Below are 15,521 nucleotides of genomic sequence, written 5' to 3' on the forward strand. Positions count from 1 at the left end.
ATCACTATATAAAAAAACGCGAAGCAAATGCTTCGCGTTTTTTGCGTTTAAAAGTCTAACCTATAATTCATTTTAAAAGCAACACCCCAATCCTTTCTTGTTATATCTTCATTGTAATTATCTGATACAACTAAGTAAATATAGGATAGCGGTTTATATTCCCATTGTAAACGGCTGTTAATATTAAAGTTGTCCTGTTGGGTATTGTATTGCACATATGTCGTCCAATTTAAACGATTATTAAAAAAGATTTGTCCAGTGAATCTTGTTAAATGAAACGTTTCCTTACCTAGTTCATTTAAATCGATAGCATTGACATCATAAGATAATTCTAAATTGGCAAATGGTAATAATTGATAGTTTAAATATGCTCCTGCTGCAGTTCTTTTTCCATTATAGTAATTTCCTTTTTGAACATTAACTTGATATCTTAATTTTTGATTGTTAGCAGAGTTGTATCCTACTTTCAGAAGTCCAAAATTATACGAATCGGGTTGAAGTGCATTTCCATTTCCCAAAGGATCAAAACCATATTTTAGATCTACGTAGTCATGCGTATAGACATAATAAACTGCTGACAAATCTTTGAAAAATAATGCCGAATTTAAAAAATGTGAAGATTGATTTAATTTTCCATTATCATCAAAGTAAGTATTATTACTATAGTTCAGTATTCTAAAAGAATTCAGGGCTTTAGAATTTTCATAAAACTTTTGATATTCAATTCCAGCAGTTGTTTGCGTATAGCCTTCTCTTACAACAATATCATTTATAGCATCATAGTTATTTAATCTTGGTACAAAACCAACATCTGTAATAAAATTTTCTCCAACATTTTTAATACCAACATTCCACTCTAAACCTCTTTCATTATACCAAATGCCAGCATTATAAAAATTATTCTTTTCTGAAACCCCATCATTAAAACTCTTACCAAAATTAGCGAGCCCTAACCACTTATTATTATTCGATTTATAGTTAAGGTTTAATCCTGCTACACGGTTATAGTCATTAATAAATTCGAATTCATCTGTTTCCTGTCTATTGATTAAATACGCAGTTGCAGTTGCATTTTTTGATAATTGTTGTTCGCCTACAAAAACACCATAGTTCTGTGAGGCAATATCATCTTCTTTATTGGATTGTACATTTAAAACGCCAATCCTTGTTTTGGGAGCAATGTTTCCTGAAAGTTTTAATCCAAATTGAATATCACTATTAGCTCCAATGCGTCTAGAATAAAATGGATTGACTCCATCTACACCTAAATTAGAAAACAAATCTGCATTTTCTAAAAAGAAGTTTCTTCGTTCAGGGAAAAATACAGAGAATCGAGTAAGATTTGTCACTTGCTGATCTACATCTATCTGCGAAAAATCTGGATTTATGGTTGCATCTAATTTTAATGATGATGTAAGATTATACTGCACATCTAAACTAGGCTTGATGGAGGTGTCATCATTATCTTCAATAACATCATTCAGGTAATTTGCTGTGACAGATGGTGTCACAGCAAATTTAGAACTCGATATACTAGGTAAGTTATCAACTGAAAATTTTTCTGTGAAACGTAAATCGAATAATCTATAATTTCGTTTTACATTTTTAAGAATAGTCCAAGAGTTCTTTTTAATATCTCGCACATAAAACTGAATACCAAAAACAGCATTTTCTCTATTAAAGTTTAAAAATTTTAGTGGTATAGACACTTCATATACTTTATCATTACCACTAATGCTTGTTTTTGCATTCCAAACGGCATTCCAACTTGTTGAAAAATCATATCCTCCGTTAACTCTTTCAACTAAACCATCTATCATAGTTCCATAAGCATTAACAGAAAAATAATACGCATTTTGTTCTTGATTTTGTGTGTCTAATATCATCGCAAAACCATCACTTAAACCAATTGGCACATCTCTTTTTAAAGAGCCTACCTGAGACTTATCTTCAGTATCGTGATATACTAAACTAACATAAAGGTATTCCCTATTGTGAAATAGTTTTACTTCAGTTTGCTGTTCGGCTAAACCTTCATCATTTGGTGCATAATTGTAAAAGCCTGTATATTCTGATAATTGTTGCCAAACTGATTCATCTAACTTTCCATCTACTTCAATTTCATACTCTTTATAAGGTATAGTAGATGATTGTGAATAAGAATATCCAATGCCCAAAAGCAATAGTAAAACAATGTGATTTATAGTCTTCATACAAAGAAATGAGTTGAATTAGCCCCTTTAAGTTTTGCTCAAAAATACAGTTGATATGAAACTGAATTTAAAAAAGTAGACTAATCCTTTATTTTAGCAAATAGAAAGGGCTTTTAATAAGGATAATGGTTTAGTCTATCAAAACACTCTAGTTAGTCGTCTATAAAGTATGCTTTAGTCGATTTTTCTATTTCTCATCTAGTATAATTGTATTTTTGTTTTTCGTCATGGACTCCTCTCGACATACATATCATTTTTCTAACGCTACATTTTTTAAGCATATTATTTTTTGGGTCTGTGTGTTCCTATATTTTATGTTCACTTCTGATCTAACTTATTTTGAAGCAGGATATATTCAATTATTTCATTCTACATGTAAAATTTTAATCCTGCAAATAATCACTGCTTACGTCTGTTTGTATCTATTAGTCCCAAAATTTTTAAATACCAAAAAGACAGTTCTATTTGTATTATGGTTAGTTATTTTATTAACTTCAATGTTCGCTTTATACATTGTTATGCACATGTATTTCTACGAACCTAAATATTATGAATTCTATAGTGAAGTTTCTAAAAAATATGCTGAAGAATCCTATTGGGAACGAATTACAAATTTCTCACTCTTTTTTAGTAAAGCTATAAAGTTTCTGACACCTACAGCATTATTATTAATGGCTCGTTTTTATAAAAATCAACAGAAGTATCTCAAACTTAATGAGCAAAAGAAAACAGCAGAACTTACTGCATTAAAGCACCAATTAAATCCTCATTTTTTATTCAATACTTTGAATAATTTATATGCATTGGCGCTTAAAAAATCTGACCAAACTCCAGAAGTCATAGAGAAGTTATCAGACATGCTAGATTATATGTTATATCGTACAAACGAAACTTTTGTGTCGCTTCAAAAAGAAATAGAATTAATTGAAAATTATCTTTCTTTAGAAAAAGTGAGATACGGAAAACGTGTGAAAATTTCTTTTGAAAATACTATTAAAGAAGATGTGAAAATTGCACCTCTCTTATTACTTACTTTTATCGAAAATGCCTTTAAACACGGTGTAAGTCAGGAATTAAAAAAAGCCTATATCACTATAGTCATTACTGTAGAAAACAATCAAATTCTTTTTTCAATAGAAAATTCTAAATCTAAAACACCTATTGAAAAAGGGAATGAAGAATGTATTGGTTTGAAAAACGTAAAAAAGCAATTGGAGCTATTATATTCTGGTAATTATAATTTAGAGGTTATTGATAAGACAGAATCTTATAAAGTTATTCTAAAATTGTTGGCTAAATGAAAGTATACAAATGTTTGATAATTGATGACGAAGAGCTCGCAAGAGAACTGATTGAGACACATCTAGCACAACTCGATGGTTTTGAACTAATCGCTTCTTGTAAAAGTGCTATTGAAGCCAGTACTATATTACAACAACAGACAATAGATTTAATGTTTTTGGATATAGAAATGCCTGTTTTAAAAGGTATTGAATTTTTTAAAAATTTAATTCAAAAGCCTAAAGTGATTTTTACTACAGCTTATCGTGATTATGCTTTAGATGGATTTGAATTAAATGCAGTAGATTACTTATTAAAGCCTATTACATTTGGTCGTTTTTTTAAAGCCATTGAAAAGTTTTTAAATTCAGAAAATGAAACTATAGAAGTTACTTTAAAAGATAAGAATGTAATAGATAAAGATTATATATATATAAGAAAAGATCGGAAACAAATAAAAATTAAATTTGAAGATATTCTTTATGTAGAAAGCTTAAAAGATTACGTGAAAATCCATTTGTTAGATGAAAAACATATCACAAAGTATAGTATTTCTGCGTTTCAAAAACAATTAGATAATCGTTTTATTCGCGTACATCGCTCTTATATTGTGAATCAAAATAAGATTACTGCATATACTAAACATGATATTGAAATTGGTAAAGCAGAAATTCCTATTGGGAACAATTATAAAGAGGCTATTTCTGATAGCCTAAATTAAAAATTTATACCTTTTCAATCACATTAGTCACAATGCAACAAATTAGATAATTTTTATATCATAAGTAAGAATAGACTAAACTACATCTGCTTTATAGCTTCCAACTCTACTTTAAGCTCCTGAAACATCATCATTATACTACTTAACTTTAACTCCTTTTCATCGTATTCTTGTGTATTGATACAACAGGTAAACTCCCAAAGTTCCAAAATGTTTTCTTTGGACACTAAATACGGTTGATATGATTTATTATCTGAACTTAATAATAAATCCCCACTATCAATATCAGTTGCGTAAACACGTTTATAAACTAAACCATCATCTTTAGTCAAGACGACGTAAGTTCTTCCACTCTTAATATCGCGAATATCTTCTAGAAATTTTGCAACTACAAAAGCCCCATCTTTTACAGGCAACATAGAATCCCCCTTTATAGGAAATGCGCGATGTGTTCCTGTTGGTAAAAATGGTAATTTAATTTTTTGAAGTTGCTCTATATATTCTGGGTCATCGTAACCCGACAAATAACCTGCAGAAGCTTTTGCCGGGACAATTTCTATAAGATCTTCATTATTTTCATTCACTGTAACAGGAAATAGTACACGCTTATTACCCACTTCAATAAAAGAGGTATCCTTTGCCTTTCGTAAATCCTTACGCACCAAAATATCTATAGGAATATCAAAATAGTTCGATAAATCTATTAAACGCTCAATAGGCGGTTCGCTTCTTCCTTCTTCATAAGACCCAACGACAGAGCGTGTCCAATTAAGGTCGTCTGCAAAACGTTCTTGAGACAATTTCTTTAAAGTTCTAAGATGCTTTATGTTGGCTTGAATAGGCTTCATTAAAAATCACATTTAACATTATTTACTACAAATATAAGCAACAAAAACTACATATAGTAGCTAATTTTGTTAATCCTATGTATTTAAACTGTCACACCTATTACAGCCTACGCTATGGCACTATAAAACCTGAGCAACTGCTTGCTATTGCTTCAGAAAATGGTGTGCAGACTTTGGCGCTTACGGATATTAATACCACCTCAGCATGTTTGGATATTGTGCGTTTATCTAAAAAATATAAGGTGAAACCTGTTCTTGGTGTGGATTTTAGAAACAAGGCACAACAAGAATTTATCCTCATTGCAAAGAATAACAATGGGTTTAAAAATATCAATGATTATCTGTCTAAATTTCTTCATAATCGTGATTTAAAAATTCCTGAACGACCTGACGTTATTTTGGAAGAATGTTTCGTGATTTATCCCTACCAAAAAGGCAAGAATTTCAACTTAAAATCTAATGAATTTTTAGGGATTACTCCTAAAGACCTCAACCATTTAAAATTTTCGAAATGGAATCAGTTTAGAGAAAAGCTCGTTGTCCTAAAGACAGTATCCTTTCAAAATAAAAAGGGTTTCAATACACATCGTTTACTACGCGCTATTGATAATAATACCTTATTGAGTAAACTACCGAAAACTGAAGAGGGCAACTCAGATGATATTATGCTTTCTTATGATGAATTGTGTAATACATACTCCGAATTTCCAAAACTGATACATAATACCGAACAACTTCTAGAGAATTGTACCATTGATTTTCATTTTGAAAACAACGAACCTAAAAATCAAAAATACTTCACTGAAAATGAAGCTTCAGACTATGAGCTATTAGAAAAACTGACCTATGACGGCATCACTTACCGCTATGGTAATAATGCTGGACCAGAAATTTATCAACGTATAGATAAAGAACTAAACATTATAAAGCAAAAAGGCTTTGTATCCTATTTTCTAATCAACTGGAAAATCTTAGAATATGCTCGTAGCAAAGGGTATTTCTATGTTGGTCGCGGAAGTGGTGCCAACAGTATTATTGCGTATTTACTTCGTATTACAGATGTAGATCCTATTGAGCTAGACCTGTACTTTGAGCGTTTCATTAATCTCTTTCGACAAAATCCACCAGATTTTGATATTGATTTTTCATGGAAAGACAGAGATGATATTACACATTTTATTTTCAATAACTTCAAGAATACAGCTTTAATAACGGTTTATAATACATTTAAATTCAGGGCTTCTGTACGCGAATTGGGTAAAGTATTTGGCTTACCAAAGTCTGAAATGGATATGCTAACACGAGGTAAGTTTAATGTGAGCCAATTGGATAGGCTCTCACAACTCGTTCTTAAATACAGTCAATATATTGAGGGTTTTCCTAACTACTTAGGTATTCATGCTGGTGGTATTCTCATCTCTGAAAAACCTATACATTATTACGGAGCAACGTTTATGCCACCAAAAGGATTTGCAACTACACAGTTTGATATGGTCGTTGCAGAAGATATTGGACTCTACAAGTTCGATATTTTAAGTCAACGCGGTTTAGGGAAAATTAAAGATGCCGTAGAAATTATCGATACTAATTACGCAGAACAACCACCAATTGATATTCATGACATTAAACGTTTTAAAAAAGATGAACGCATAAAACACCTATTGCGAAATGCCAAAGCCATTGGTTGCTTCTATGTAGAATCTCCTGCCATGCGTATGCTTCTAAAAAAACTACAAGTAGATAATTATTTAGGTTTAGTGGCTGCGAGTTCTGTAATTCGTCCTGGTGTGGCTAAAAGTGGTATGATGCGTCAATATATTTTACGTTATCGTTATCCTGAAAAGCGAAAAGAAGCACATCCTGTGTTAGCAGAACTGATGCCAGAAACTTTTGGTGTTATGGTCTATCAAGAAGATGTAATTAAAGTGGCGCATCATTTTGGTGGTTTAGATTTGGGTGAAGCCGATATGTTACGTCGTGGCATGTCTGGTAAATTCCGTTCGCGTGACGAGTTTTTAAAAGTGAAACAACAGTTTTTCGATAACTGTATAAATGATGGAAAACCTTATGAGTTTGTGGCTGACGTATGGAGACAAATCGAAAGTTTTGCTGGTTATGCCTTTGCAAAAGGGCATTCAGCATCTTATGCCGTGGAAAGCTATCAAAGCCTGTTCTTAAAGGCCTATTATCCTTTGGAATATATGACGGCCACTATCAATAATTTTGGTGGATTTTACCGAACAGAGCTTTATGTTCATGAGGCTAGAATGCATGATGGGAAAATTGAAGCACCTTGCATAAACACTAGTTTTGCACAAGCAATTATCAATGGTGACGTTATTTTTTTAGGCTTTATGTTTTTACAATCTTTAGAATCTAAAACCATAGAGCGTATTCTTGAGGAACGCGAAAGTTATGGGTTGTTTAAATCTCTCGATGATTTTATAGAACGTATTCCTATTTCTGTAGAACAGATTACCATTCTTATAAAAATAAATGCATTTCGCTTTACTGAAATTAATAAACGTGAGCTGTTATGGGAAGCACATTTAAAAATCAGCAAAACCGTTATCCAAGAACATATTGTGACGCTATTTAAAACCCAGCGTATTAATTACAATACACCAGAGTTACCAAGCACAGCTTTAGAAAATGCTTTTGACGAAATTGAATTACTAGGATTTCCTTTATGCAATCCCTTTCATCTATTAGAAAAAGAATCTACTAGCCGATTACGTGCAAAGCATTTAATACAATTAGAAGGAAAATATATAAAGATTGAAGGCTATCTTATTACTACAAAAAATACTAGTACTGCTAAGGGTAAGCGTATGTATTTCGGAACATTTTTAGATCGTGATGGTGATTTTATAGATACAGTTCACTTTCCGCCTGTTGCAGCAAAATATCCATTTAGAGGAAAAGGTATTTATGAGATTATTGGAAAAGTTATGGTAGAGTTTGATTGTGTCAATATTGAAGTTTCAAGATTTGAACGATTGGCTATTATTGAAGATCCACGCTATTCAATAAAATCATTGAATCCAACATTTCAAAGGAAGAAAAGTTTCAAAGACCTTAAACGAGCGCATGGATAAAAAATAAATCTGAAACCTTAAAAAGAACACCCCTAAAGTCCCCTCAAGGGGACAATTCTAATAAGTTTATTCGGACTGCTGTCCCCTTCAGGGGACTTTAGGGGTGTAAATGGACATAAATAAAAATGAACAACAACCGAAGCATAGTACACATGGATTTAGACACCTTTTTTGTGTCTTGCGAGCGCTTACTAGATAGCCGGCTTAACGGTAAACCTGTACTTATTGGTGGCACTAGTGACAGAGGTGTTGTCGCCTCTTGCAGCTATGAAGCTCGGAAGTTTGGCATTCACTCCGCAATGCCTATGCGTATGGCAAAACAACTTTGTCCAGAAGCAATCATACTAAGAGGAAACTCTGGGATTTACAGTAAATTCTCTAATGATGTTACAGATGTAATAAAAGAAAGCGTCCCTCTTTATGAAAAAACATCAATCGATGAGTTTTATATAGACCTCACCGGAATGGATAAATTCTTTGGTTGTCATAAATTAGCTTCAGAATTGCGTCAACGTATTATTAAAGAAACAGGTTTACCCATTTCCTTTGGTTTATCACTAAATAAAACGGTTTCAAAAATTGCAACAGGCGAAGCGAAACCCAATAATGAAATTAGAATTATATCTGGTACTGAAAAACCTTTCTTAGCACCACTTTCGGTGAAAAAGATTCCAATGGTTGGTAATGTGACTTACAAAGCCTTATGCGATTTAGGCGTGAAACGTATCAAAACTGTCCAAGATATGCCCATGGAATTAATGCATAAAGTTCTTGGTAAAAATGGATTATCCATCTGGAAAAAAGCCAACGGTATTGATAACAGTCCTGTAATACAATATCACGAGCGAAAGTCCATTTCTACAGAACGCACCTTTGGGCAAGACACTACAGATGTACATAAACTTAGAGGCTTGGTCATTGCCATGGCAGAAAATTTGGCATTTCAATTACGACGGGGTCATAAGCTTACGGCTTGTATCACCTTTAAAATTCGATATTCCGATTTTCAAACCTACACACAACAACAGCGTATTCCGTATAGTGCTATGGACCATAATATTATTCCCGTGGTATTAGACTTATTCAAAAAACTCTATAATCGTAGACTATTAGTTCGTCTTATTGGTGTAAAGTTTAGTCATTTGGTAGAAGGTGGTCACCAAGTCAACCTTTTTGAAGACAACGAGATGCATCTCAATTTAGCAAATGCCATGGATAAGATGCGCAAACGTTATGGCGATAGAGTTGTAATGAGTGCCGCTGGTATGGAAGCTAAAACGATTAGTCGCTGGAATCCTTTTAATGGTGAACCGCCTCCTTTATTGGCGAATAGGCATCAGTAGATCAATCTTCAACATACTCTAAAATATCACTAGGTTGACAATCTAAAGCTTTGCAAATGGCTTCTAATGTAGAAAATCGAACGGCCTTAGCTTTACCAGATTTTAGAATTGACAAATTAGCTGTGGTGATACCAATGATTTCGGCAAGTTCTTTACTTTTCATGCCTCGTTTTTTTAACATAATGTCTAAGTTGACTACTATTGGCATGGTTATATGGTTAAATCGTTTTCTTCTTCTACTTGTTTTCCTTTTTCAAAAATTTCTGCCAAAATATAGAACGCTAATCCTGCCGGAATTAAAAAGGTAAACTCCGCTTTAAGTTCATTAAAAAATTTAAACGAAGAGCCATTAATTGCTGCTAATAGAAACCTAAGTATTAATATACCTACCGTATAGCTGATAAAAATATTTCCAATCTTCTTAAAATACTTGATATTCTTATTACTAAAAAAATTTCCGTTTTCAACTTCTTTTAATATGGATAAGAAATAACTAAAGCCGTAAATAAGATAAGCTCTCCAAAAGAAAATTCCGGCACTTATAACATAATAACTCCACTCAATAGCATTTTTTGAAGTAAACCAAGATTCATTTTTATCTGCAACCTTTGCCCAATTCTGAAATTTCTCAAATTGGTTAAAATCAAACTCTCGCATATCGTTTAAAAGCACTGAAACCGCACCTAGTAAAATAGCATAGGTGATATAGGTTAATAGTTTTGTATTGTCTTTCATGATTTATATAGTTAAATCGTTTTCTTCTTTTATAACCTTAGTATCTTTAAGCACTGTACTGATTAGCATTAAAAACAATCCCATGGCAATTATTATTAAATAGACCAGTGTTTTTTCACTTAACCCAAGTACAACTTGCCGTTTATAAAAGATATTGCCAATCTCATCAATAATCCATAAAGCAATTGAAGAAAGAACCATAAGTTTTCCGGAATTAAACATGCCTTTTATAAGTTCGTCATTATAAAAATCTTTTTTTAATAACAATTCTGTCGCCTTTCTTAATTTCCAAAGGGCAACTACAAAAGCAGCATAAACCCCAAGCTCTAAAAAGGTAAAAACATAAAGCATTGATTCAGTTTTAAATATTAATGCATCATGTTTTAAACCGATAAAATCTTGTTTTATACCAAAGAGAATCATTGCTAAAACGAAAATCCCTAAACCAATACCGATTAGTAGAAGGAAAATAATAACATTTAGTATCAAATAAAGAGTTCTTGCAGAGTTCATAATTATCGTTTAACAATAACAAATATATGAATATTATTGATAAACAATAATTTTTTATTAAAAAAATGATAGTGTAATAACCAATCCAATCCTCTATTGGTTAATCAACATCAGTAGTAATAAGTACTATATTTGCTACAATGATAGAAAAAGAATTTACCATTAAAGAACCTAATATTTCAATCAGAAATAGTATCCTGATTGCATTTATACTAACTACTTACTCAGCGATTTGTTATTATTTCATAACCACAAATGATGATAAGAATACAACACTAGTTTATTTAATTATTCTTGGTTTTTTTGTAATTAAAAATATGGTACTCCCTAATTTGACGACAAAATCAATACACCTTAATTTTACTCATAAAAAAATAAAATACGAAACATCTGTAGGTCCTTTTGGCATTAATAAAAAATGGAAAAACTTAAAGAATTTAGAATATATATCAGTATTTAAAACAGAAAATGGTTACGAAGTAAATCTATGGCATAATAAAAATGAAATAATTAATTTATTTGTATATGAAAATTATGAAGACGTAGTAAAAGAAGCGTTCATAATTGCAGAAAAACTAGACATAGAACTACTCGATGCTAGAAAAAGAGGCTATCATCAATGGATAGATAAGGATATATATAAAACGACAGGAGAAATCGAATACTACGACTAAAACTAGTAATCTAGAATTATATGCAAAACGCCTTTGTCACCATTGCCAAATTTCAATACTCAGCAGAAGCCGAAATTATTAAAGGCAGATTAGAGTCTGATGGTATTAAAGTATTCTTAAAAGACAATATTACAATAGACACAGATCCTTTGGTTAGCAATGCTATTGGAGGTATTAAACTAAAAGTACTGGCTAAAGATGAGGATAAAGCAATGGATATTTTAAAATCCATTAACGCCTATTCCATTAATGATAATGGCGAACCAGTTGTTTGTCCTAATTGCGGAAATAATCATATTGAGTTATATTCTACAATAACCAGTCTTAAATCTCTAGTTTCATTTCTTATAGGATTCATAACCGGAACTCTACCTTTTAGCACGCGATATCAATATAAATGTGAAGATTGTAAAACTGAATTTCCTATTAAAAATTAACAACCTTATCATACGCATTTTTCAACTTTACAACTACAGTTTCTATTTCTTCATCGTTTAAATGTCCGAAACCAAAACGAATAGCACAAGTGCTTTTATCCTGGTAGAGAATTGTTTTTGGAAGAAATAAATTCATTTTTTCGGCCTCTTCGGCAAGTTTTACCAATGAAATAGAAGTATTAAACTGCAACCAAATAGCCAAACCTCCTAAAGGCTTTTCATAAGTTAAAACACTTCCGAAATAATATTTTAAATACTTACATAAACAATCACGACGTATTTTGTACGTCACTATATTCTTTTTAAGTAATCTATAAATTTCACCTTCAGAAATTAGCTCAGAAAGCATTTGTTCTTGAATTAAATCTCCTTGTTCATCGAGTAAAGTCAAATAATTATTAGCTTCAGAAATTAAATTTTCTGGTGCTAATACAAAACCGATTTGAAAACTAGGGAACAACGATTGACCCATTTTACCCAAATAGATTACCATACCATTGGCATCTGCACTTGCCATAGGTAGCATGGCAGAACCTTCAAACTGAAAATCGTAATCATAATCATCTTCAATTATAGCAAATCCATAGGATTTTGCTAATCGTAAAAGTTGTATTCGCCTTTCTGCACTTAAGGTGTTTGTTGTAGGATAATGCCTGTGTGCACAGACGTAAACACATCTAATACTATTCTTAATAAAATGCTTTTTTATATAATCAACATCTAACCCTTCATCATCAACAGGTATCGTTTTTATAGTAGCACCAGCTTCTTGAAAAATAGTATTTGAAGCGTAGTGACTCAACTCTCCTACCAAAACAACATCATTTTGTTTTATTAAAAGTTGTGACACAATATAAAGACTCATTTCTGTGCTTCGCGTACCAAGTATATTATTTGGATTTATATGGAAACCACGTGTGGCGTTTAGATAATTACAAAGTTGGCTTTTAAAATTTGAAGTTGTTGAAGCCGTAGATCTATTCCAATTATGTACCAGCGGCTTTCGCTTCATAGCTGCGGTATACCATCTAGAAAACTGATGAACCGAATGCAGACGTAAATCTGGCTTACCATCATTCATAATATATTTTGCAGACGTCTTTTGTGCAGTTGAAGCCAAATGAAATGAATTTTGAAATGGAAAACCAGCTTCTTTAGGATAAGTGTAGGCTTTACTCATAGGCTTACCAGTGGCTTTTATCTTTGCTGTAGTCTGCTCTGGCACCAGAACAAAAGTACCTTTATTAGCAATAATATCTACCCAACCTTGTGATGCTAGCTCATCGTATATAGCCACAGCAGTATTTCTATGAATATTTAATAAGTTACTTAAAGTTCTAGTACCTGGTAATTTATTACCTTTTAATATATAACCACGTTGAATAGCATTTATAATTTGCTGAGCCACTTGTATGTATAAAGGTTGGACTAACGATTTATCAAATGTTATAAGCTGTTTTAATATATCATTAACCGGACTATTCATTGTTTTAAAAGTGGACTATTTCAATCGTCCGGAAAGTTACGATTTTTGTAACTTCATATTTAATTATACAATGAGAAAATTATACTACCTCTTTACTTTTATTTTAGCTCTTAGTTTTCAACTAAATGCGCAAGATATTCCTCAACAAAAGTTAGATTCTGTAATACTAACCGGAGCAAGAATTGATCTTCCTTTCAAAGAAAATTCAAGAACTATAAATATTATCACTTCTGCAGATATAAAAAACAGTGCAGCTGTTAATATTGCGGATTTACTACAGCAAGTTGCTGGTGTAGATATTAGACGTCGTGGTACAGGAGGTAGCCAAGCAGATTTATATATTAGAGGTGGTGGATTTGACCAGACGCTTTTACTCATCGATGGTATAAAAATGGATGATGCACAAACAGGTCATCATACCATGAATGCCGCATTACCATTAGAAGTTATTGAACGCATCGAAATTATAAAAGGACCTGCAGCAAGAGTCTTTGGACAAAATGCATTTACAGGAGCTATTAATATTGTCACTAAAAAGAATTTAAACAACAGTCTTTCTGCTAATATTGAAACAGGCTCTTTTGGACAATTAAATGGCAATGTTACTTCCGGAACCGAATTAGAAAATTCATCTCATATTATACATATCGGTAAGGTAACCTCTGAAGGTTATAGAAACAATTCGGATTACGACAATTCTAACTATTTTATAAAAAGTATATTCAATAAGAAGGCTCAACCGATTGAAATGATTGCAATGTTTTCTGAACGCAAGTTTGGAGCAGAGAATTTCTACACTACCAATCCTGATTGGAATGAGTATGAGGAAACTCAAAATAGCCTCATTGCTTTTACTACAACACTCAAAAAAAATAAACTAAAAATTCAACCAAGAGTGTATTGGAAACGTAATCAAGATATGTTTTTACTAAAACGCTTTGAGCCTAATTTCTTTAGAAACTTTCATATTTCAGATAAAATAGGAGCTGAAGCTAACGCCTCTTATACTTCGAAATTAGGTATTACTGGTTTTGGAATTGACATCTCTAAAATTTATTTGAGAAGTAACAACTTAGGAAATAGAAATCGTTTTATGACTAACGCGTTTTTAGAACATCGCTTTTCATTATTAGATAATAAATTAGACATTACTCCTGGTGTCGCGTTGACTTATTTTTCAGATTTTAAATTTCATGCATTTCCTGGTTTAGATGTTGGTTTCGATATTACGTCAAACTTAAAAGCTTATGGAAATATAGGATATACGTATAGAATTCCTACGTACACGGATTTATATTACAGTGATCCTCGCACTAGTGGGAATCCGGATTTAGAACCAGAAGAAGCGTTTGCGCAAGAATTGGGTATAAAATATATAACTCCAAAATTTAGAGCAAGCATAGCTGTTTTTAATAGAGATGCTAAAAACTTAATAGATTACATAAGACCAAATACAACAGAAACTGTATTTACAGCCACAAATATCACAGAAGTAAATACCAAAGGTTTAGAGTTTGATGCAGCTTACAATTTTAAAATCAACAACTTTACACAGACCTTAGCTTTTGGTTATGCCAACTTAGATGACAACATTTTAGAACAAAACGAAGACTTATCACGTTATTCATTAAATTCCTTAAAGCATCAGTATACGACTAGATTCAGCACACAGCTATTTAAAAATATGCGCCAAAATATTGTTTACAAATATGCCGAACGTACCACAGGACAAACCTATAATGTTTGGGATGCATCACTTATTTACAGATTAAAACAAATGGAACTTACTATAACGGCTAGCAATATTTTTGATGCAGATTATATTGAATCTGGTTTTACACCAATGCCACCAAGTAATGTTTTATTTGGGTTACGCTATAGTTTTAAATAATGTAGAAAATAAATTTTCATTTTTCTGTAACAAAATTCTTTCAATTGCTACTGATATATTGAAAGTAGGTCTCTAATCAAAACTTATTTGATTTCATAAAGTATATAGACGACCGTACTTTGCATTAACCATCAAAATACAATTGACATTCCTGATTTGAATACTTAGTGTTCAAAAAAGATTTCAAAAAACCACGACATTTAATGTCTTCCTTGGTTGTGCTACTGTGACCGATTTACTTTCGAAAATAAGATAGATTTATCTTATAATGGTTGTATATT

The 15,521-nt window shown here is 31.9% G+C and carries 13 protein-coding genes; 7 read left to right on the forward strand and 6 right to left on the reverse strand.

Annotation, left to right across the window (positions count from 1 at the left end; all coding sequences use genetic code 11):
* Window positions 1-47: 47 nt before the first annotated feature.
* Window positions 48-2,213, reverse strand: a complete 2,166-nt coding sequence (locus tag Q0822_RS04505; RefSeq protein WP_299120690.1) for a DUF5916 domain-containing protein — start codon at window positions 2,211-2,213, stop codon at window positions 48-50.
* Window positions 2,214-2,710: 497 nt separating this feature from the next.
* Between Q0822_RS04505 and Q0822_RS04510 the strand changes: the two genes are divergently transcribed.
* Together Q0822_RS04510 and Q0822_RS04515 are read left to right on the forward strand one after the other, a co-directional pair.
* Window positions 2,711-3,514 carry a histidine kinase gene (locus Q0822_RS04510; RefSeq protein WP_299120694.1) on the forward strand — a complete coding sequence of 268 codons (804 nt, stop codon included), beginning with the start codon at window positions 2,711-2,713 and terminating at the stop codon, window positions 3,512-3,514.
* A complete protein-coding gene (locus tag Q0822_RS04515) occupies window positions 3,511-4,215 on the forward strand; it encodes a LytTR family DNA-binding domain-containing protein (protein WP_299120697.1) in 705 nt (234 codons plus the stop codon). The genes Q0822_RS04510 and Q0822_RS04515 overlap by 4 nt, the downstream gene beginning before the upstream one ends.
* Before the next feature lie 80 nt (window positions 4,216-4,295).
* On the opposite strand, the gene Q0822_RS04520 is transcribed toward Q0822_RS04515, so the two are convergent.
* Window positions 4,296-5,063, reverse strand: a complete 768-nt coding sequence (locus Q0822_RS04520; RefSeq protein ID WP_299120699.1) for a LexA family transcriptional regulator — start codon at window positions 5,061-5,063, stop codon at window positions 4,296-4,298.
* A gap of 77 nt (window positions 5,064-5,140) precedes the next feature.
* Here Q0822_RS04520 and dnaE point away from each other — a divergent pair, with 77 nt between their 5' ends.
* Complete coding sequence (gene dnaE / locus Q0822_RS04525) at window positions 5,141-8,161, forward strand: DNA polymerase III subunit alpha (RefSeq protein WP_299120701.1); 3,021 nt, start codon at window positions 5,141-5,143, stop codon at window positions 8,159-8,161.
* A gap of 125 nt (window positions 8,162-8,286) precedes the next feature.
* Window positions 8,287-9,504 (forward strand): DNA polymerase IV, encoded by a 1,218-nt coding sequence (dinB, locus tag Q0822_RS04530; RefSeq protein ID WP_299120703.1) that lies wholly within the window; start codon window positions 8,287-8,289, stop codon window positions 9,502-9,504.
* Between the two features lies 1 nt (window position 9,505).
* Here dinB and Q0822_RS04535 read toward each other — a convergent pair whose 3' ends face one another.
* Genes Q0822_RS04535 through Q0822_RS04545 form a run of 3 tightly spaced genes read right to left on the reverse strand, consistent with a single transcriptional unit; the run spans window position 9,506 to window position 10,752 of the window.
* Window positions 9,506-9,712 carry a helix-turn-helix transcriptional regulator gene (locus Q0822_RS04535; RefSeq protein ID WP_299120706.1) on the reverse strand — a complete coding sequence of 69 codons (207 nt, stop codon included), beginning with the start codon at window positions 9,710-9,712 and terminating at the stop codon, window positions 9,506-9,508.
* Between the two features lie 2 nt (window positions 9,713-9,714).
* Window positions 9,715-10,239, reverse strand: coding sequence for a DUF2975 domain-containing protein (locus tag Q0822_RS04540; RefSeq protein ID WP_299120709.1), 525 nt, complete (start codon window positions 10,237-10,239; stop codon window positions 9,715-9,717).
* Between the two features lie 3 nt (window positions 10,240-10,242).
* Window positions 10,243-10,752 (reverse strand): hypothetical protein, encoded by a 510-nt coding sequence (locus Q0822_RS04545; protein WP_299120712.1) that lies wholly within the window; start codon window positions 10,750-10,752, stop codon window positions 10,243-10,245.
* Between the two features lie 140 nt (window positions 10,753-10,892).
* Between Q0822_RS04545 and Q0822_RS04550 the strand changes: the two genes are divergently transcribed.
* Entirely contained in the window at window positions 10,893-11,426 is a 534-nt protein-coding gene (locus Q0822_RS04550; RefSeq protein ID WP_299120715.1) for a hypothetical protein, read from the forward strand.
* A gap of 20 nt (window positions 11,427-11,446) precedes the next feature.
* Window positions 11,447-11,863, forward strand: a complete 417-nt coding sequence (locus Q0822_RS04555; protein ID WP_299120716.1) for a DUF2007 domain-containing protein — start codon at window positions 11,447-11,449, stop codon at window positions 11,861-11,863.
* On the opposite strand, the gene Q0822_RS04560 is transcribed toward Q0822_RS04555, so the two are convergent.
* Window positions 11,853-13,349 carry a PLP-dependent aminotransferase family protein gene (locus tag Q0822_RS04560; protein ID WP_299120717.1) on the reverse strand — a complete coding sequence of 499 codons (1,497 nt, stop codon included), beginning with the start codon at window positions 13,347-13,349 and terminating at the stop codon, window positions 11,853-11,855. The genes Q0822_RS04555 and Q0822_RS04560 overlap by 11 nt on opposite strands.
* Before the next feature lie 70 nt (window positions 13,350-13,419).
* On the opposite strand from Q0822_RS04560, the gene Q0822_RS04565 reads away from it, so the two are divergent.
* On the forward strand, window positions 13,420-15,240 hold the full coding sequence (locus tag Q0822_RS04565) for a TonB-dependent receptor (RefSeq protein WP_299120719.1): 1,821 nt from the start codon (window positions 13,420-13,422) through the stop codon (window positions 15,238-15,240).
* The last annotated feature ends 281 nt before the right edge of the window (window positions 15,241-15,521 follow it).

Source organism: uncultured Winogradskyella sp. (assembly GCF_947496485.1).
Taxonomy (GTDB): domain Bacteria; phylum Bacteroidota; class Bacteroidia; order Flavobacteriales; family Flavobacteriaceae; genus Winogradskyella.